Here is a 16,752-nt window from a genome sequence, read left to right on the forward strand (position 1 = left end):
CTGGCTACCCCTCGCCGGATGTCTTGTACGGGTTCGCGCCCCCGGCGGGCGTGGCGCCCTCGCGCAGCTTCGCCAGTTCGGCATCGCGGGCGCGAGCGCGGTTGAGCAGCTCTTCCATGTCTGCGGACGCTTCCGGGATGCTGTCGTATTCGAACGAGATTGTCGGGGTGAAGCGGACACCGAGTTGATCGCCGACCGTCTTGCGGATCTGGCCGCGGGCGCGGTTGAGCGCCTCCGCAGCTGCGTCGAGGTCTGGCTCCTCATCGAGGGTGCGACCGCGCACGGTGTAGTACACCTTCGCGTCGTGCAGATCCCCGGTTACCCGGACATCCGTCACAGTCACCAGCTCCAAACGGGGATCTTTGACCTCTCGCTCGATCGTGGTAGCCACGATCTGCTGAATCTGCTTAGCCAAGCGCTGTGCACGTGGGTTATCAGCCATGTCATCTCCTTTTGTTGCTGGTGAACAAAACCGTCCGCATCATCCTACCCCTGCCCTGCATTGGTACGACATGCGGGCGCAGGCCCCATCCTTGACTGGACAGCGGCCCGCGCCCGTGTACGGCTTACGGTATCTACGCGGCGTATTTACAGCTAGGTGCGCGGCACCTCAACCATCTCGTACGCCTGGATAACGTCATCGACCTGGATGTCCGGGTAGGACAAGACCATGCCGCATTCGTAGCCCTTGGCAACCTCGGTGACGTCGTCCTTCTCGCGACGCAGCGAGTCGATCGTCGCGTCCGGGGTGACCACGTTGCCGTCGCGCACAAGGCGTACCTTGGCACCGCGCTTGACGGAGCCGTCGGTGACCATGCAACCGGCGATAAGACCCACTGCGGAGGCCTTGAAGATCTGGCGGATCTCGGCCTGGCCAAGGTCGCGCTCTTCGTAGATCGGCTTGAGCATGCCGCGAAGCGCTGCCTCAACCTGATCGATGACCTGGTAGATCACCGAGTAGTAGCGGATCTCCACGCCCTCGTTGTTGGCCTCTTCGGTGGCCTTACCTTCAGCGCGGACGTTGAACGCCACGATGACGGCGTCCGAAGCCGCAGCGAGCAGCACGTTGGTCTGGGTCACCGCACCGACACCGCGGTCGATGATGTTGACCTCGACCTCGTCGTCCACCTCGATCTTGAGCAGGGCTTCTTCCAGTGCCTCGACGGAACCGGCGTTGTCGCCCTTGAGGATGAGGTTGAGCTGGCTAGTCTCCTTGAGCGCCTGGTCCAGGTTCTCCAGGGAGACGCGCTTCTTGGTGCGAGCCTGCATCGCGGCGCGGTGGCGGGCATCGCGCTGCGCAGCGATCTGGCGAGCCACGCGGTCGTCCTCGACCACGAGCAGGTTGTCACCCGGGCCAGGAACACCGTTGAGACCCTGAACCTGCACCGGACGCGACGGCCCAGCTTCCTCGACGTCGTTGCCCCACTCGTCGACCATGCGACGCACGCGGCCGAAGTTGCCGCCGACGACGATGGAGTCGCCGACGCGCAATGTACCGCGCTGGACAATCACGGTGGACACCGGGCCACGTCCGCGGTCCAGGTGAGACTCGATTGCCAAGCCCTGAGCATCCATGTCCGGGTTCGCCGTGAGCTCGAGGGCCGCGTCTGCGGTCAGCAGGACGGCCTCCAAAAGATCGTCGATACCCATGTTCTGCTTTGCGGAGATGTCGATGAACATCGTGTCGCCGCCGTACTCTTCCGGCACGAGACCGTACTCGGTGAGCTGGCCGCGGATCTTGTCCGGCTGCGCCTCTGGCTTATCGATCTTGTTCACCGCAACCACAATCGGCAGTTCAGCCGCCTTGGCGTGATTGATCGCTTCGACAGTCTGCGGCATGACACCGTCGTCTGCCGCTACCACGAGGATCGCGAGGTCAGTCGACTTCGCACCGCGGGCGCGCATGGCTGTAAACGCCTCGTGACCCGGGGTATCCAGGAAGGTTATCGTGCGCGACTCATCCTCCAGCTCAACGGTAGTTTGGTACGCGCCGATGCCCTGGGTGATGCCGCCGGCCTCACCCTTACCCACGTTTGCCTGACGGATGGTATCCAGCAGGCGGGTCTTACCGTGGTCGACGTGGCCCATGACCGAGACCACCGGAGGACGCTGCTCGAGCGCATCTTCGCCGCCTTCGTCTTCACCGAACTGCAGGTCAAAGGACTCGAGCAGCTCGCGGTCCTCGTCCTCCGGCGAGACAATCTCAACTTCGTAGTTGATCTCCGCACCCAGCAGCTGCAGGGTCTCCTCGGACACCGACTGCGTAGCAGTCACCATCTCGCCGAGGTTGAACAGCGCCTGCACCAAGTTCGACGCTTCAGTGCCGATCTTTTCTGCCAGGTCGGACAGGGTTGCGCCCTGACGCAGACGAACGGTTGCACCGCCGCCGTCGGGCAAGCGAACGCCACCGATGACGTTCGGTGCGTGCATCTCCTCGTACTCAGCACGCTTCTGGCCCTTCGACTTGCGACGCTTACCGGGGGCACCACCCGGGCGACCGAACGCACCGGCGGTACCGCCGCGGCGTCCACCGCGACCACCACGGAAGCCGTCGCGCGGTCCGCCACCATGACCCGGACCACCCTGGCCACCACGACCACGACCCGGACCCCCCTGGCCACCGCGACCGCCGCGGCCCGCGTTCGCGGACTTGGACGGCATTTGCGTGGGACTCGGGTGCGCGGCCATATCGGCTGGCGACGGGCGGTTGCCACCGGGACGCGGGCCCGGACGGCCCTGTCGCTGACCTTGGCGCTCGCCGCCTGGGCGCTGACCACCCTGGCCCTGACCCGGGCCTCGACCGCGACCAGCCTGCTGCTGGCCGCCTCGACCGCCACCCGGACGCGGTGCCGGACGGGCGCCGCCGGTGTTGGAAGAGAACGGGTTGTTTGCGACACGCGGACGCCCACCAGGCTTCGGCATCGGGCGCGGCATTGAACCCGGGGTTGGGCCGCCTTCAGCAGGCTTGGGTGCTGCAGGCTTCGGTGCCGCAGGTTTCGGGGCACCAGGCTTCGGCGAAGCAGCCTGCGCCGGCTTAGGTGCAGAGGCGGCAGGGGCGGCCTCGCTAGTGTTTGCGGCGGCTTTCGGTGCCGCCGGGGTGGCGGGCGAAGGCTTCGCTGCCTGTGCCGCAGGCTTTGCAGCGGCCGGTTTCGCAGTGGCTGGCTTTGGAGCACCAGGCTTCGGAGCCGTGGTCTTCGCCGCCGCTGGTTTCGCGGCGCCGGGCTTCGGCGCAGCCTTCTTCGCATCCGCTTTTGGTGATGCCTTGTCGGCCTTGTCGGCCTTTTCCGACTTTTCCGCCTTTTCTGCACCGTCGCCGCTTTGGGCCTCGTAGTAGGCCTTCATCTTCTTCACCACCGGCGGTTCGATGGTGGAAGAGGCGGTCTTGACGAACTCGCCTTGTTCCTTGAGGGTGGCGAGCAGTTCCTTACTTGTTACGCCGAGCTGTTTTGCCAGTTCGTGAACGCGTAGCTTTCCGGGCACGTGTCTCCTTGTTGGTTTGCTAGGAGCATGTGCTTGCCAACGTGGTGTCGGCGGGAAGCTATCTGCCCCTAGGAGTGGTCAGTGACTTTCATCGCTGATGCTGCTTCATGGTCGCGTACTCATCAGTGTTCGGTCTTCCTATCGTCATGTGGGTCGTTCGATGCGTGTACGAGGTACGTACGTACTTGACTCACGTCTACCGCTGCTGACGCCGCGGGAGACATACGGAGCGCGCGAGCGAATGCCCGTCGCCCCTCCGCAAGCTCTAACGCATCCAGCGTGGGTTTAATCCACGCTCCCCTGCCCGGCAGAGACCGCGACGGGTCAGGAGCGACCCGCCCCGGCATGTCCGGGTCGGCGACCACCCGCAGTAAACGGGTGTCGGGCAGCTGCTCGCGCGTGGCAATGCACGTGCGGATCCGGATCGGAAGGACGCGCTCAGCGTGTTCTGCGTGAGCGTCCATCCACACCTTTCTGCTAGCCCTGCGAGGATGTCTCCATCCCGCGCTGGATTCGGTTCTAAGCCGTATCCAAGGTTACGCCAAATCGCGGGGAAACTGTAGTTCCAGCTCAGCGCGCGTCGGCGTCAGAATGGATGTCGATCTTCCACCCCGTCAACCGCGCAGCGAGGCGCGCATTTTGTCCCTCTTTGCCGATTGCTAGCGAGAGTTGATAGTCAGGCACGACGACCCGCGCAGTCTGGGTCTCCGCATCAACCACCTCGACGCTGATCACTTTCGACGGCGCGAGCGCGTTGCCCACGTATGTCGCTGGATCCTCGGAGTAATCGATGATGTCGATTTTCTCCCCGCCCAGCTGCTCCATGATGTTGGTGACGCGCGCACCCCGCGGTCCAATGCACGCACCCTTGGCGTTGACACCCTTGACCGTGGCGCGGACAGACACCTTCGAGCGGTGTCCGGCCTCGCGGGCGATGGCGATGATTTCCACCGACCCGTCAGCAACCTCCGGCACCTCGAGAGCGAACAGACCGCGCACGAGCTCCGGGTGGGTGCGCGACAAATGCACCATCACGTCGCGATCGCCCTTGTTCACACCAACGACGTACGCTTTCACGCGGTCGCCGTGGATCAGCTGCTCCCCGGGGATTTTTTCTGCCGGCAAGAGGATGCCGTCTTGGGGGTCCGCCTCGGTGCCGATCTGGACGACGGTGATGCCGCGGGCTTCCTTGTTTGCGTCCCGTTGCACCACGCCGGAGACGACCTGGCCCTCACGGCCCGAGTATTCCGTGTACACGCGGCCTGCTTCAGCCGTGCGCAGCTGCTTCTTAATTGCATCGCGGACCGCAACGGCACCGATGCGGGAGAAGTTCACCGGGGTGTCGTCGTATTCGGAGATCACCGCACCGTCGTCATCAAGCTCGGTGACAATGACGGTCACGTCGCCGGTGTCCGTGTCGATGTCGATGCGCGCCTTCGAGCCGTCCTCAAGCGGGTACTCGCGGTAGTCCCGATATGCCCACAGCAGCGCGTTGGCAATGGTCTCCAACAGCTCGTTGAAGGAAATGCCTTGGTCACGCTCGATCGCCCGGAGGGCGCCCATGTCAATATTCACTTATTACCTCTCACCGGCCTCGAGCTTCGAGGCCTCCTCAAACGACAGTTCCGCCAGCTCCACCTCTGCGACGGGAGCAGCATTGAACTCAACTTCTACCACTGATTTAGGCATCTCGGAAACCGGCCGCACGAACACCTTTGGTGCCTTGCTACCGGCTTCCACAAGCACGAGCTCTCGCTCGTCGTCGCTGAGCGCGCCAATGCGGTAGGTCTCGCCGTCCACGTCGACGAGGCGGCCGCGGTTACGGCGCCAGTGCCTCGGCACGGTCAGCGGCAGGTCCACCCCAGGCGTAGTGATCTCCAGCGTGTAACCTGCGCCGAAGTTGACCTCTCCGGCGTCTTCCAGGTCGTCGAAAAGCGAAGAGAGCTCCTGACTGACCACCTCAAGCTCGTCGAGGGTCGGGCGCGAATCCGAGTCGAGGGCGACCACGACCTGCGACTTTTTGCCTGCCTTGACCGTGCGGAGATTCTCAAGATCCATCCCGTGCTTCTCCGCGACGGGCGCGATGAGCCGGGTGAGCTCTTCTGTGCTGGGAAATGCCATGCGCTCCAGCCTATCGTGTAGCGTTTTGCGGGTGAAGAAGCTGCTCATTACCGTTCCGCTGGTGTTGTTGCTCGGGGGTTGCACGGTGATGGATGTGGTGGGGCCGCGCCCGAATAAGGAAGTCATGGCGCTGGCGAAGCAAGCTCATGCCGACGGGTTGCCGAGCGGGGCCACCGAGGATTACCGGCAGCTGCGCACAGAGCAGTCCGATGCACTCAAGGCCGAAGCGCTGCGGCTGTGCGGGATCACCCCAGAGGGCGAGGCTCCGTCGTCGTGCTCAGTGAACTTCGACGACGCAGAGCTCCCCGCCAGCATTGGGGCGCAGGAGCTTGTGTCTCTCACGGCAGACACTGCGCCGCGGTTGCCCAAGGAATCGGTGGCGCTAGCCGTGGAGCAAGCTATCGACGCGACAGCGATGCAGCCGGTAGCGCTGGACAACGTCGGTTCAGCGACGCTGACCAGCGAAGCCGACATCACTCACGCCACGGCCGTGGTTCAGCGCGAGGCGGAGCTGCAGTACGGACTCGGGTTCGCGCTTGCGTTTGCCGATGACCCGCTACGCGAGCGCATTGCCGTGTTACGGGAGGCGTCGCGGGAACGCACCGACGCGCTCACCCCGAGCATCCCGCTCGACGACGGATCCCTTGCGCCCTCCCCCGGCTACCAGTTCGTGGAGGGCCACACCGAACCCACCACACTCGAGGAAGCACAACTGCTTGTCGACGCCCTGCAGCGCGCGGTGATCGACGAGACCGCTGCTGCAGCGGCGAACGCGGAGGAAGCAACGTTTATGCACGATGCGATCCTTCTCGCGGCGCACGCGAGGCGGGTTTAAGCTGAACGCGACTCTTCATCCGGTGCTGGGATGAAAGCGGTCATACTTGTGCCGATAAACACCACAGCAAACAGTACCCAGAGCCCAGCCGGCATGAACGGGACAAACGCCCCCAAGGTGCCGGTGGTTACCGTGTGCGCCACTGCCGCGTACCAAAATGCAGCGATGACAGCGGCGAGGGTTCCGATGGCATAAGGAAAAAGTAGCGCCCAGAAGCTCGACCATGCAATGCTCCGGCGGGTTCGCCCGAGTATGTCCAGGGGCGAGAAGAAGCGTCGCAACCCCGCCAACTTGCCCAGTGTTGAGACGACCAGGATGACGCAGGTAGCCAACAGCATGTACGCGGACAGCGGGATGAAGCCAGCAGTGCCGTCGCCGTTTGGTCCGTAGTAGAGCTGCGAATTCCAGGCTTTCTTTCTCACCCAGTCGTGAGAGCTGATCGATGTGTAGCCGTCCGGGAGCGCCGCGTTTGGATTCGCAACAAGCAGTGCCCACTGCGGTGCTACAGGCGGTTCCTGCGAAACCGCGGCGAACAGCTGCATGAAGTCAAGACGGAACGGGTTCACTGCATCAATTGGAGTCGGGTCAGCGATGAAAGCGCTCAGCACCTCCGGAGACGAGCCCGCAAGGGTGTAGTCGGTGGCGAGGTCCATCGGCACGGATGTCTCCCCGGAGTCGTAGACATCCGATGGTTGCCACGAGATCACTCCTTGACACTGCTCCCCCAGGTTGTCGCAGAGTTGGGTAGCTTCCTCAGCGGGAATGAGCCGCAAGTCCTGCTGGACCACGATGTCGACAGCGTGAATCTTCTCCGCCGAGTAGTGACGGGTAGCAGCGAGGGAGGATTCAACCCAGGTGAAAGCCACAAGCGGGATTGCAACTACTAGCGAAACCAACCCGATCCGGCTGAGGGTCCCGGCAACTCCCGCAGAACGGATACCCAGCGTTGCCGGCGACCAACCCGACACTAGGTGCAACAAGCGTGACAGCCCTCGCCCCAGTATTGCTCCAAGCGGCCGGGATATAGCCAGCGCGAGGAACGGACTGGTGAAGAACAGAAGTACGAACGCCGCTGTCGACGCCCCTGCAGCAGCGCTCCACACTCCCGCCCCGAGGGCAAACGCTGCGAGCACGCTGGTGATTCCGCCCCGAAGCTTCATCCGCGTTGTCTTCGCGCCGGAAGTGGCGTGTGCAGTGTTTTGCTCCAACACCTTAAACGCGTTGAGTGGGGCCAGCGAAACCACATAGATGGTGAGAAGTGTTACAAAGGTCGGAATTATTACCTGAAGCGGTGATCCCCACTGATACGGCAGTTCCTTATTCATGCCCAGTAGCACTAACGCCAAGAACGGCCGGACAATCAGTCGCCCGAGTACGACTGCAGATACCGTTGCCAGCAGGACTAGAAACAGACCTTGGCGCAGAAATTGGCGTCGGAAGAAACCGTTGCTCATCCCGAGGTTTCGTAGAGCTGCAACCACTTCACGGTGGTCAAGGATGAAGTTCTGGTGCGCCAAACGCACACCGATAAGCGTTGGAATGGTGCCGATGAGGCTGAGGTTTGTCATCCCCGCTTTCAGGTCAGAGTCTCCGCCCTCAGAGAATGCGGTGTAGAAGATCGTGCCTACCAGTGTGCCGATAATGACGGCGGTAAAAACCAATCCGCCGATGTACGGGCGCGCTGTGGTACGCACTTCTTGCTGGTATGCACGCTGCGGCGTTACTTTCATAGGCTCGGTTGCTAGGGCAGTCATGCGCCCATCTCAATCAGCACGTCAGAGGCTCCGCCGAAGAGCTGTTGGTGCGAGCAGTACACCACAATCGAACCGGCCTGAGCTGCCTGAACCAATGAGGTCTCAACCCGCTGAATGTTATGCCCGTCGAGAGCGCTCACCGGCTCGTCGAGAAGCAAAAGCGGCGCCTGTTTCGCCAGAGCCTGAGCCAAACCAACCCTTTGTTGCTGCCCACCCGAAAGTTCACTTGGGTACGCAGACGCATACTCTCCCATTCCCAGCTGGTCGAGTATTGCACTTTGCTGCGTAGTATCCATACCACCCCCGGCGACATCAACCGCCAGGGCCAAGTTCTCCGCGCACGTCAGACTTGGCAAGAGGGTCGGTGCTTGAGGGGCGTAGCCGACGTTGCCAGCCCGCCACGATGCCCATTGCTTGTCAGACCATTTACGTGCACTTTCACCGTCGATGACTACTTCACCTGATTGCGGCACTCGCAAGCCAGCGAGAATATCCAGCGCTGTCGATTTACCAGATCCGGACGGCCCCGTAATCACGTAGATTCCAGGGTTCTCCAGAGCAAAAGACACCCCCCGAAGTACCGGGTCTGCGTACTTGGCGTACCGATACTCAACTGAATTCCACTGCAGTTTCATTGTGGCTACTTCCCCGCTAGCGGCGCAGTCTCTTTGCGCACCAGCTCGACGACCTGGTCCACGATGCGGTCCGCCGGAACCTCAAGGGTTTCACCGCCGCGGATACGCAGCTCCACGATGCCGTCGGCGAAGCTGCGGCCCAGGATCACCAGGAACGGCATGCCCAGCAGCTCAGCGTCCTTGAACTTCACGCCAGGCGATACCTTCGGGCGGTCGTCGAAGAGCACCTCGAGGCCGGCGGCGTCGAACTCGGTGACCAACCGCTCCCCTGCCTCCAGCGCTGCGGCGTCTTTGTTCGCGACAGCAACGTGCACCTGGTACGGCGCGATGGCAACCGGCCACACCAGGCCCTTGTCGTCGTGGCGCTGCTCGGCCACCACAGCCATCATGCGGCTCACGCCAATGCCGTAGGAGCCCATGGTGGGCACGGCACGCTTGCCGTTTTCGTCCAAGATCTGCACGTCGAAGGCCTCGGTGTACTTGCGACCCAGCTGGAAGATGTGGCCCAGCTCGATACCACGCGCAAGCTCGAGCGTGCCGTTGCCGGACGGCGAGGGGTCGCCCTCCTTAATCTCTGCGGCCTCGATGAATCCATCCACCGTGAAGTCGCGGCCGGCAACCAGGCCCACCACGTGCTTCTGCTGCGCATCGGCGCCGGTGATCCAGCTCGTGCCGTCGACCACGCGCGGGTCGGCGAGCACACGCACGCCATTTGCAGCCAGCGCACGCGGGCCAACGTAGCCCTTCACCAAAAAGCCCGACTTGGCAAAGTCCTCCTCGCTGGCCAGCTCAAAGGTCGCCGGCTCGAGCGAGGCCTCGAGGCGCTTCTCGTCGAGCTCGCGGTCGCCTGGGATCAAAATTCCGGTCAGCTGCGGGCCGACGGGCTCGCCGCCCTCGGTCACAGCGCGCGGGTCATCCACTTTGACCACCATGCACTTGAGGGTGTCGGCGGCGGTGACCTCGTGGCCGTCGACAAGCACCTGCGCACTGTTCGCCCAGTCCACCAGCGCGGTAATGGTCTCCGAGGCCGGGGTGTCGTGCTCTACCGGCTCCGGCAGGCCTTCAAAGGCTTGGGCTTCAGGCACCACAGTGGTCACGGCCTCAACGTTTGCCGCGAAGTCGCCCGCGGTGGAGACCACGAACGTGTCCTCGCCGTTGTCGGAATATGCGAGGAACTCTTCCGACGCAGATCCGCCCATTGCGCCCGAAGTCGCCTTGCAGATCTCGTAGCGCAGGCCCACTCGGTCGAATATCCGCTGGTACGCCGCCCGGTGCGCGGCGTAGGACTCATCTAACCCCTCATCGGTCATGTCGAAGGAGTAGCTGTCCTTCATCACAAACTCACGCCCGCGCAGGATGCCCGCACGCGGGCGCGCCTCATCGCGGTACTTCGTCTGGATTTGATAGAGCGTGACCGGGAAGTCCTTGTACGAGGAGTAAAGGTCTTTCACCGCGGCGGTGAACATCTCCTCGTGCGTGGGCCCAAGCAGCATGTCCGCACCTTTGCGGTCCTGCAGGCGGAACAGATCATCGCCGTACTCGGTCCAGCGGTTCGTCGCCTCGTACGGTTCACGCGGCAACAGCGCCGGGAATAGCAGCTCCTGCGCTCCCATCGCGTCCATCTCCTCGCGCACAATGCCCTCGATCTTGCGCAGCGTGCGCAGCCCCAGCGGCAGCCAGGAATACACACCCGGCGCTGCGCGTCGCACGTAGCCAGCGCGCACCAGCAGCTTGTGGCTGGGCACCTCGGCATCGGCGGGATCTTCGCGCAGCGTGCGCAGGAACAAGGTGGAGAGGCGTGTGATCATGCGGGGAAGTTTACCGCTAGGGTTTTTCGCATGCTCATCGTGCTTCCCCCGTCCGAAACCAAAGCGCCCGGAGGAGTCAACGACCCGATGGAGCTGTCGTTTCCGGAGTTTAACGGGATCAGGGATTCGCTTATCGACGCCCTCGCCCACACGCCCATCGAGGAGATGGACGCACCAGCGTCGAAGCGCCACGAGGCGGAAGAGAATCACTCGCTCCGGGAGGCTCCGGTCATGCCCGCAATCCATCGCTACACGGGCGTGCTTTACGACGCCTTGGATGCCGCCACCCTCCCCGATTCCGCGCTATCGCGCCTCGCCGTCAGTTCTGCACTGTTCGGACTCGTGCGCGCGGGCGACATGCTCCCGCGCTACCGCCTCTCCGCAGGTTCCAAAGTTGCCGGCAAGACGATGAAGACGTGGTGGGGGCCGTCGATAAGCGATGCGCTTGGTGCTGAGCCCTTTGTAGTGGACCTGCGATCTGGCGCGTACCAGCAGCTTGGGCCTGTGCCCGGCGCGGTGACAGTACGTGTGGAGCGCGACGGCAAGGTGGTCAGCCACTTCAACAAGCAGTACAAGGGTGAGCTCGCGAGGGTGCTGGCGCTCGGGCCGCAGGTTGACTCAGCGGAGGGGGTTGCGGACGTTGCTCGCGCCGCCGGAATGAACGTTGTTGTCGACGGAACTCAGCTCACGCTCGTCGTCTGATTTATCAATTTATCAATTTATCAACGGGAGCCAATTTATCAATTTATCAATTTATCAATCGCGCCGGGTATTCTCAGGCTCATGGATAACCCGTTCCGCCCCACTTTCGGTGCCAGCCCGCGGGTCTGGGCCGGCCGCGATGCTGTGCTGGAGGATTTCGCTCGCGCAGTCGACGGGGCACCCGGCAACCCAGACCGCTCCATTCTCATCTCCGGATCGAGGGGCATTGGAAAGACGGTGCTGCTGACTGAGCTTGAGGATATCGCGAAGCAGCGCGGCTGGTTGGTGCTGCGAGCATCTGCACGAGAAGACATTGCACGAGTCCTCGTTGAGTCGGCCATTCCAGAAGCGATCGAGAGCCTGGATCAAACCACCCGCCGCAGGGTCACCGGCATCTCTATCGCAGGGATCGGGTCGGTGAGCACGCAGGTGGAAAGCCAGGAGCCCTCGAAGCGACTCACTACTCAGCTCCGTGACCTCATCGATCGGCTGCAAGACACCGGAGTGTTGATCACCATCGACGAGATCCAGGACGTCTCCGCTGAAGACCTCACCCAGGTTGCAATCGCGTACCAGGATCTGGTCCGCGATGACCTCCCTGTCGCCGTCGCCATGGCCGGTCTGACGCTGGGGATCAACGAGCTTCTCAACTTGCCCGGCGCGACCTTTCTTCGGCGAGCCCGACATTATGAACTCGGCCCGTTGACGCTCGAGGACGCGGAACAAGCGCTGGCGGGTACTGCCAAGGAAGGTGGCCTCGAGTTCCCTAGCGCCGCAGATGCCGCCGCGTTTAGTCAGGGCTACCCCTACCTCGTGCAGCTGACGGGGTATCTGGCGTGGGAAAGCGCAGTTGGAATGGGGCTCGATGCGCTAGACAACCGCGCCCTTGAGGATGCAATGCCGCGTGCAATCGACCGCCTCGGTACCCAAGTGCACCAACCCGCACTGCGGGAAGTACCGCACCGCCAACGGGAATACCTTGAAGCGATGGCCTCCATCGCCTTGCGCGCACCCGACGGGGTTGTAGCAACCGCCGAAATTTCAGAAGAGCTGGGTATTCGAGCAACGTCGCTGAGCGATACACGCAGCAAGCTCATCGACCGCGACCTCATCACTCCCGCGGGCTGGGGCAAAGTGGAGTTTGCGCAGCCATATCTCGGCGAATACATCCGCGACCAGCGCCGACCGCGCCGAGTGCAGTAGCGAAGCGCGTGTAGGAGGCGCTGCTACCGTAGTTTCCATGCGCGCGAAACCCCTGTATACCGCTGCTGTGATCATTTACCTCGCGGTACTGGCCTATGTGTTTCTGCGGTGGGACGCCATCCCGGATCCAGTGCCGATGCACATCGGCCCCGCCGGCGAGATCGACAGTTGGGCGCCGAAAACTTGGCTGTCGGTCACGGCTGTGACGCTGATCGGCTTAGTGATCACGGTTGGGGTGGCGGCAACGCTGCCGTCGATAAGCTTGGCCCGCATTGGACACGATCAACCTGCAGGCGGCGAACTTCCGTTCTCCGAGACTGCGGCGAAGCGCGCGGAGTGGCTGCACGAGACGACCAACCTGATGCTGGCTCAGGTTGTGCTCGGTGCAGCTGTCCTTCTGGCGGTGGTCCAGATCATGCTCATTTTTCCTGACGCGCCGATCTCAACCTGGTCCTTTCTGATTCTGTTTGGCGCGTTCATGGTCTTCACCCTCGTGCTTGCGTGGCGCCTGCACCGGACCGCGAAAGAGGGCTTCACCCGCATCGAACCGGACCAGGCGGAGCGGATCCGGATTGAGCGCCTGGGAACGAAGGCTGGGATGGGTGTGTACTCAGCGCCCGAGGATCCGACGGCCGTGGCGGTGTTGCCGGCTGAGCCGGGCAAACTGCAAATCAACACTGCGCACCCGGCAGGCAAACGTGCGCTGACGCGGATCGCGCTCTCGTTGGTGGGCATGATGATCGGCATTCTTGTCATTTCGATTCTGGCGTAGGGCGGTGATCCAGTGAGCACCCGCAAACCTTTCAACCGCAAGCGGCGCAACATGAAGCGCGATGCGCTGGTGCTTGGTGCGCTGCTCATTGTTGTCCTCGCTGTAACCGCAGTGTTGGCAGTGCTGGCCAAGTTTGGCTCCAAGCCCGACCAGGAACTGGTGTTTCGGGTCATCGACGGAGACACCTTTGATATCCAGCCGGCCGAGGATCCGACGCGAATACGTCTGATCGGTATCGACGCACCGGAGCAAAGCGAGTGCCTGTACGAGGAGTCGAAGGACTACCTATACACCACCCTGTGGCCGCGCACGGACATTCGCCTGGAGTATGACGTGCAGCGGCAGGACCAGTACGGGCGCGATCTCGGCGCCGTGTTCCTGCCGGATGGCACGTTCATCAACGAGGAGATTGTCAAAGCGGGCTGGGCCCGGGCCGTGGAGTATCCGCCGAACGTGAAGTACACCGCCCGCCTCCAGGCAGCTGAAGCTTATGCGAAGCAGCACAACCTGGGCATCCACGCGGTGCCGGACGAGTGCTTGCTACCGACCGAGGTGGCAAAACAGGCCAAAGCCCGTTACGAGAAGGATCCGGACCCCTTCTACAAGGACGTGATGCGCGACGCGGTGGAGCGCACGAAGAACTTCACCTACCGCGAGCAGGCGCTAGAGTACATCGACTCGTTGTAAATTCGCCCTACACTCGGGGCCATGAGCACCCCCAACACGTCCAGCACCTCCAGCACGCACGAGCAAGCACGCGAGATTCTGAGCAAGGCCAGCCACATCGAGGTTTTCACCGGCGCGGGCATGAGCGCCGACAGCGGCATCGCCACCTACCGCGATGCCGTGACCGGTCTTTGGGAGAATGTCGACCCGCAGGCCATGGCATCCATCGACGCTTGGCATATCGACCCGGACACGATGTTCGCTTGGTATCTCTGGCGCGCCCACCTCGTGCAGCAGGCGGAACCCAACGCCGGCCACATCGCGATCGCAAACACGCCCGGGGCCACAGTCACCACCCAAAACATCGACAACCTGCACGAGCGGGCAGGCAGCAAGGAAGTCGCGCACCTGCACGGTTCGCTGTTCGAGTTTCGCTGCTCGCTTTGCGACGAACCCTTCAGCGCACCGATTGACATCCCGACCGAACAGGTGCCGACCGTTCACCCGCCGGAATGCCCCGTCTGCGGTGGATTGGTCCGCCCCGGAGTGGTGTGGTTTGGCGAGGCGCTTCCGCAGGAAGAATGGCGAATCGCCGAGGAGCGTATGAAAACCGCCGACGCGGTGTTAATCGTTGGCACCTCAGGTGTGGTCTTTCCCGCTGCCGGTCTGCCGATGATGGCGCACGCCCGCGAGATCCCGATCATCGAGGTCACCCCGATGCGCACGGACCTGTCGCGCCTGGCCACGGTGGTGGTCGAGGACACCGCCGCTCGCGCGCTGCCCCAGATTCTTCCGGTGAGCTAGCTAGTCACCGAGGCCGAGATCGTGGGTTTCAAATCGACCCGCACGGGCGTTTTCGAGAGACTCCATGAGTCTCTTTGCGTTTGCTGGAGACCGAAATAGGTGGACAGTCTCTCGCCACGCGGATAACTCTTCCGCGGGCACACCCCCATGCCGTTGCTGGAATCCCACTTTTCTTGGCATCCTAACTTGAGTCACGTGCTCGCTCAGTGGATGGAACCTTCGACAAGTAAGGGTTCAGACAAAAAACAAAGCGGACGCGATGGTTACCGCACCGCGCGCAGGACGGTGAACGTGGTGTCGCGGGCGACTTGCTCCACAGCGCTGAACCGGCGTTCTACCTCGCCCCGGTACCGCAGGTGCGAATTATGCACCATGAAAAGTTGACCGCCCGGTGAAAGCAGTCGCGCTGCGGCATCCAGCAAGTGCTGTACCTGCGTGGCATCAACTGCGGCGCGGTCGTGGAATGGTGGATTCAGCGCAACCGTGTCAAAGGACGCGTCATCGAAGCGCGAACCCGCGTCGTCCCACGTCGCGTCGAGGCCAATCGCTCGCGCGGAAAGCACCGCATCCGCATCCGAGTCGGTGGCGGTGATTGACACGGTGATTGACACGGCGCCTTCAAGCCCCCGCGAAACCGACCCGTTGCCGCACCCAAGATCCAAGAACCGCCCCAGCTCCGAGGGCAGCGCCTGTCGCAGCATCGCCCCACCGCGGTCTTCTTTCGCTCCCGAGAAGACGCCGCCGAACGCGACGAACCCATCTGCCCGGCGCGGCTCGAAGGCCACTTCCCGCGGCCCGGAGGCAACCAGGCAGCGGAACTTTCCACGCCCACGCGACGCGGCGACATCGGTGAACGACGCTGCCAACGTCTCATTCATCGAGCGCGAGAGGTGTTTGTTGTTTCCGCCGAACACGACGGTTGCTTCTGCGATGCCCGCGGCCGCGATCGACGCCGCCAGGTAATCCACGCGGCCGAGCGATTTCGGCATCTCCCCTACCGCCACGCACGGCCCGTCCACGCCCGCACCACCAAGGAACTCATCCAGCCGCGTATCGCCAGCGACCTCAACCCCATCCGCAGCTGCTTGACAACGGTTGTAATCTGAATCCAGCAGAAGCACCCGTGCGCCGGTTTCAAGCGCGGCACGCTCGAGATCTCCCGTCGGGTCATCGCAGACCAGCACCGTGCTCGCCTGCGCAAGCGTATCGGCCGCGGTGCCCAAAATGAGGCTATCCAGCGTGCGCAAGGCCAGCCACCTCTCCAATCACGTACACGGCTGGCGAAGTGATGCCTTCGCGTTCCATCACATCCGCCAACGTCGATGCATCCGCGAAGTACACCCGTTGAGCAGCTGTCTCGCCATCTTGAATCACTGCCGCGGGTGTCTCCGGGCGCAGTCCGCCGTCGATAAGCGCCTGTGTGATCGCCCGCACGTTGCGCACACCCATCACCACCACGATGGTCCCGCCGAGCCGAGCCAGTGCTTCCCAGTCCACCAGTGAACCCGAATGTCCTGGCGGTAAGTGGCCTGTGACCACGCTGAACCCGTGAGTCACCCCACGCTGCGTGACCGGGATACCCGCGGCCGCAGGAACCGACACTGCGGAAGTCACACCGGGCACGACCGAGCATTCCAACCCTGCAGCGGCGCAGGCCTGGAGCTCCTCAAACCCGCGACCGAAAATGTACGGGTCGCCGCCTTTGAGGCGCACCACGTGCTTGCCTTCGCGCGCATGGGTCACCAGCAACTCATTGATCCGTTCCTGCGTCACCTGCCGCGCATACGGCAGCTTCGCCACGTCAATTACTTCCTTGCCAGCCAAGTCCACGAACTCGGCTAGCTGGTCGGCTGGGCCGAGGTGGTCAGCTAGGATCACGTCCGCAGCTTGCAGCGCCCGAAGTCCTCGCACGGTGAGCAGATCCCACGCGCCTGGCCCACCGCCGACGAGGGTAATGTGTCCGTTCTCCATA

At 63.0% G+C, this 16,752-nt stretch carries 16 protein-coding genes; 6 read left to right on the forward strand and 10 right to left on the reverse strand.

All coding sequences use genetic code 11. The features are described from left to right. Nucleotides 1-4: 4 nt before the first annotated feature. The 5 genes from rbfA to rimP all read right to left on the reverse strand — a co-directional run bounded on the left by rbfA (nt 5) and on the right by rimP (nt 5,601). Nucleotides 5-442, reverse strand: coding sequence for a 30S ribosome-binding factor RbfA (gene rbfA, locus CGLAUT_RS07540; protein WP_095660176.1), 438 nt, complete (start codon nt 440-442; stop codon nt 5-7). Nucleotides 443-594: 152 nt separating this feature from the next. Beyond that, on the reverse strand, nt 595-3,480 hold the full coding sequence (gene infB / locus CGLAUT_RS07545) for a translation initiation factor IF-2 (RefSeq protein ID WP_290184380.1): 2,886 nt from the start codon (nt 3,478-3,480) through the stop codon (nt 595-597). A 122-nt stretch (nt 3,481-3,602) separates the two neighbouring features. Next, nucleotides 3,603-3,944: a YlxR family protein gene (locus CGLAUT_RS07550; protein ID WP_290184381.1), complete on the reverse strand. Its 342-nt coding sequence runs from the start codon at nt 3,942-3,944 to the stop codon at nt 3,603-3,605. A gap of 106 nt (nt 3,945-4,050) precedes the next feature. Next, nucleotides 4,051-5,055: a transcription termination factor NusA gene (nusA, locus tag CGLAUT_RS07555; protein ID WP_290184382.1), complete on the reverse strand. Its 1,005-nt coding sequence runs from the start codon at nt 5,053-5,055 to the stop codon at nt 4,051-4,053. A gap of 3 nt (nt 5,056-5,058) precedes the next feature. Further along, complete coding sequence (gene rimP, locus CGLAUT_RS07560; protein ID WP_095660180.1) at nt 5,059-5,601, reverse strand: ribosome maturation factor RimP; 543 nt, start codon at nt 5,599-5,601, stop codon at nt 5,059-5,061. 31 nt (nt 5,602-5,632) lie between these two features. Here rimP and CGLAUT_RS07565 point away from each other — a divergent pair, with 31 nt between their 5' ends. Beyond that, nucleotides 5,633-6,436, forward strand: coding sequence for a hypothetical protein (locus CGLAUT_RS07565; RefSeq protein WP_290184385.1), 804 nt, complete (start codon nt 5,633-5,635; stop codon nt 6,434-6,436). Here the strand turns inward: CGLAUT_RS07565 and CGLAUT_RS07570 are convergent. The 3 genes from CGLAUT_RS07570 to CGLAUT_RS07580 are packed head-to-tail and all read right to left on the reverse strand — an operon-like array spanning nt 6,433 to nt 10,633. After that, nucleotides 6,433-8,166, reverse strand: a complete 1,734-nt coding sequence (locus CGLAUT_RS07570) for an FtsX-like permease family protein (protein WP_290184386.1) — start codon at nt 8,164-8,166, stop codon at nt 6,433-6,435. The genes CGLAUT_RS07565 and CGLAUT_RS07570 overlap by 4 nt on opposite strands. A gap of 20 nt (nt 8,167-8,186) precedes the next feature. After that, complete coding sequence (locus tag CGLAUT_RS07575; RefSeq protein WP_290184388.1) at nt 8,187-8,825, reverse strand: ABC transporter ATP-binding protein; 639 nt, start codon at nt 8,823-8,825, stop codon at nt 8,187-8,189. A 5-nt stretch (nt 8,826-8,830) separates the two neighbouring features. Then, complete coding sequence (locus tag CGLAUT_RS07580; RefSeq protein ID WP_290184389.1) at nt 8,831-10,633, reverse strand: proline--tRNA ligase; 1,803 nt, start codon at nt 10,631-10,633, stop codon at nt 8,831-8,833. A 30-nt stretch (nt 10,634-10,663) separates the two neighbouring features. On the opposite strand from CGLAUT_RS07580, the gene CGLAUT_RS07585 reads away from it, so the two are divergent. From CGLAUT_RS07585 to CGLAUT_RS07605, 5 genes are all read left to right on the forward strand, one after another. Beyond that, on the forward strand, nt 10,664-11,335 hold the full coding sequence (locus CGLAUT_RS07585) for a YaaA family protein (RefSeq protein WP_290184390.1): 672 nt from the start codon (nt 10,664-10,666) through the stop codon (nt 11,333-11,335). A gap of 81 nt (nt 11,336-11,416) precedes the next feature. Then, nucleotides 11,417-12,538 carry an ATP-binding protein gene (locus CGLAUT_RS07590; protein ID WP_290184391.1) on the forward strand — a complete coding sequence of 374 codons (1,122 nt, stop codon included), beginning with the start codon at nt 11,417-11,419 and terminating at the stop codon, nt 12,536-12,538. A gap of 37 nt (nt 12,539-12,575) precedes the next feature. After that, nucleotides 12,576-13,310, forward strand: a complete 735-nt coding sequence (locus CGLAUT_RS07595) for a DUF1648 domain-containing protein (RefSeq protein ID WP_290184392.1) — start codon at nt 12,576-12,578, stop codon at nt 13,308-13,310. Between the two features lie 12 nt (nt 13,311-13,322). Further along, nucleotides 13,323-13,997: a thermonuclease family protein gene (locus tag CGLAUT_RS07600; protein WP_290184393.1), complete on the forward strand. Its 675-nt coding sequence runs from the start codon at nt 13,323-13,325 to the stop codon at nt 13,995-13,997. A gap of 21 nt (nt 13,998-14,018) precedes the next feature. Continuing rightward, nucleotides 14,019-14,780 (forward strand): NAD-dependent deacylase, encoded by a 762-nt coding sequence (locus CGLAUT_RS07605; RefSeq protein WP_290184395.1) that lies wholly within the window; start codon nt 14,019-14,021, stop codon nt 14,778-14,780. 263 nt (nt 14,781-15,043) lie between these two features. Here the strand turns inward: CGLAUT_RS07605 and CGLAUT_RS07610 are convergent, their stop codons facing one another. Next, on the reverse strand, nt 15,044-16,027 hold the full coding sequence (locus CGLAUT_RS07610; RefSeq protein WP_290184397.1) for a class I SAM-dependent methyltransferase: 984 nt from the start codon (nt 16,025-16,027) through the stop codon (nt 15,044-15,046). Then, nucleotides 16,011-16,751, reverse strand: coding sequence for a uroporphyrinogen-III C-methyltransferase (cobA, locus tag CGLAUT_RS07615; RefSeq protein WP_290184398.1), 741 nt, complete (start codon nt 16,749-16,751; stop codon nt 16,011-16,013). Before cobA ends, CGLAUT_RS07610 begins: the two co-directional genes overlap by 17 nt. Between the last annotated feature and the right edge of the window lies 1 nt (nt 16,752).

It is taken from the genome of Corynebacterium glaucum (assembly GCF_030408855.1).
GTDB lineage: Bacteria > Actinomycetota > Actinomycetes > Mycobacteriales > Mycobacteriaceae > Corynebacterium > Corynebacterium glaucum.

What these genes read in the sequence shown, in the direction of transcription:
- rbfA (WP_095660176.1), bottom strand. Translation starts at nt 442, where the DNA reads ATGGCTGATAACCCACGTGCACAGCGCTTGGCTAAGCAGATTCAGCAG.
- CGLAUT_RS07590 (WP_290184391.1), top strand. Translation starts at nt 11,417, where the DNA reads ATGGATAACCCGTTCCGCCCCACTTTCGGTGCCAGCCCGCGGGTCTGG.
- CGLAUT_RS07595 (WP_290184392.1), top strand. Translation starts at nt 12,576, where the DNA reads ATGCGCGCGAAACCCCTGTATACCGCTGCTGTGATCATTTACCTCGCG.
- CGLAUT_RS07580 (WP_290184389.1), bottom strand. Translation starts at nt 10,633, where the DNA reads ATGATCACACGCCTCTCCACCTTGTTCCTGCGCACGCTGCGCGAAGAT.
- CGLAUT_RS07570 (WP_290184386.1), bottom strand. Translation starts at nt 8,166, where the DNA reads ATGAAAGTAACGCCGCAGCGTGCATACCAGCAAGAAGTGCGTACCACA.
- CGLAUT_RS07605 (WP_290184395.1), top strand. Translation starts at nt 14,019, where the DNA reads ATGAGCACCCCCAACACGTCCAGCACCTCCAGCACGCACGAGCAAGCA.
- CGLAUT_RS07550 (WP_290184381.1), bottom strand. Translation starts at nt 3,944, where the DNA reads ATGGACGCTCACGCAGAACACGCTGAGCGCGTCCTTCCGATCCGGATC.
- CGLAUT_RS07585 (WP_290184390.1), top strand. Translation starts at nt 10,664, where the DNA reads ATGCTCATCGTGCTTCCCCCGTCCGAAACCAAAGCGCCCGGAGGAGTC.
- cobA (WP_290184398.1), bottom strand. Translation starts at nt 16,751, where the DNA reads ATGGAGAACGGACACATTACCCTCGTCGGCGGTGGGCCAGGCGCGTGG.
- rimP (WP_095660180.1), bottom strand. Translation starts at nt 5,601, where the DNA reads ATGGCATTTCCCAGCACAGAAGAGCTCACCCGGCTCATCGCGCCCGTC.
- CGLAUT_RS07575 (WP_290184388.1), bottom strand. Translation starts at nt 8,825, where the DNA reads ATGAAACTGCAGTGGAATTCAGTTGAGTATCGGTACGCCAAGTACGCA.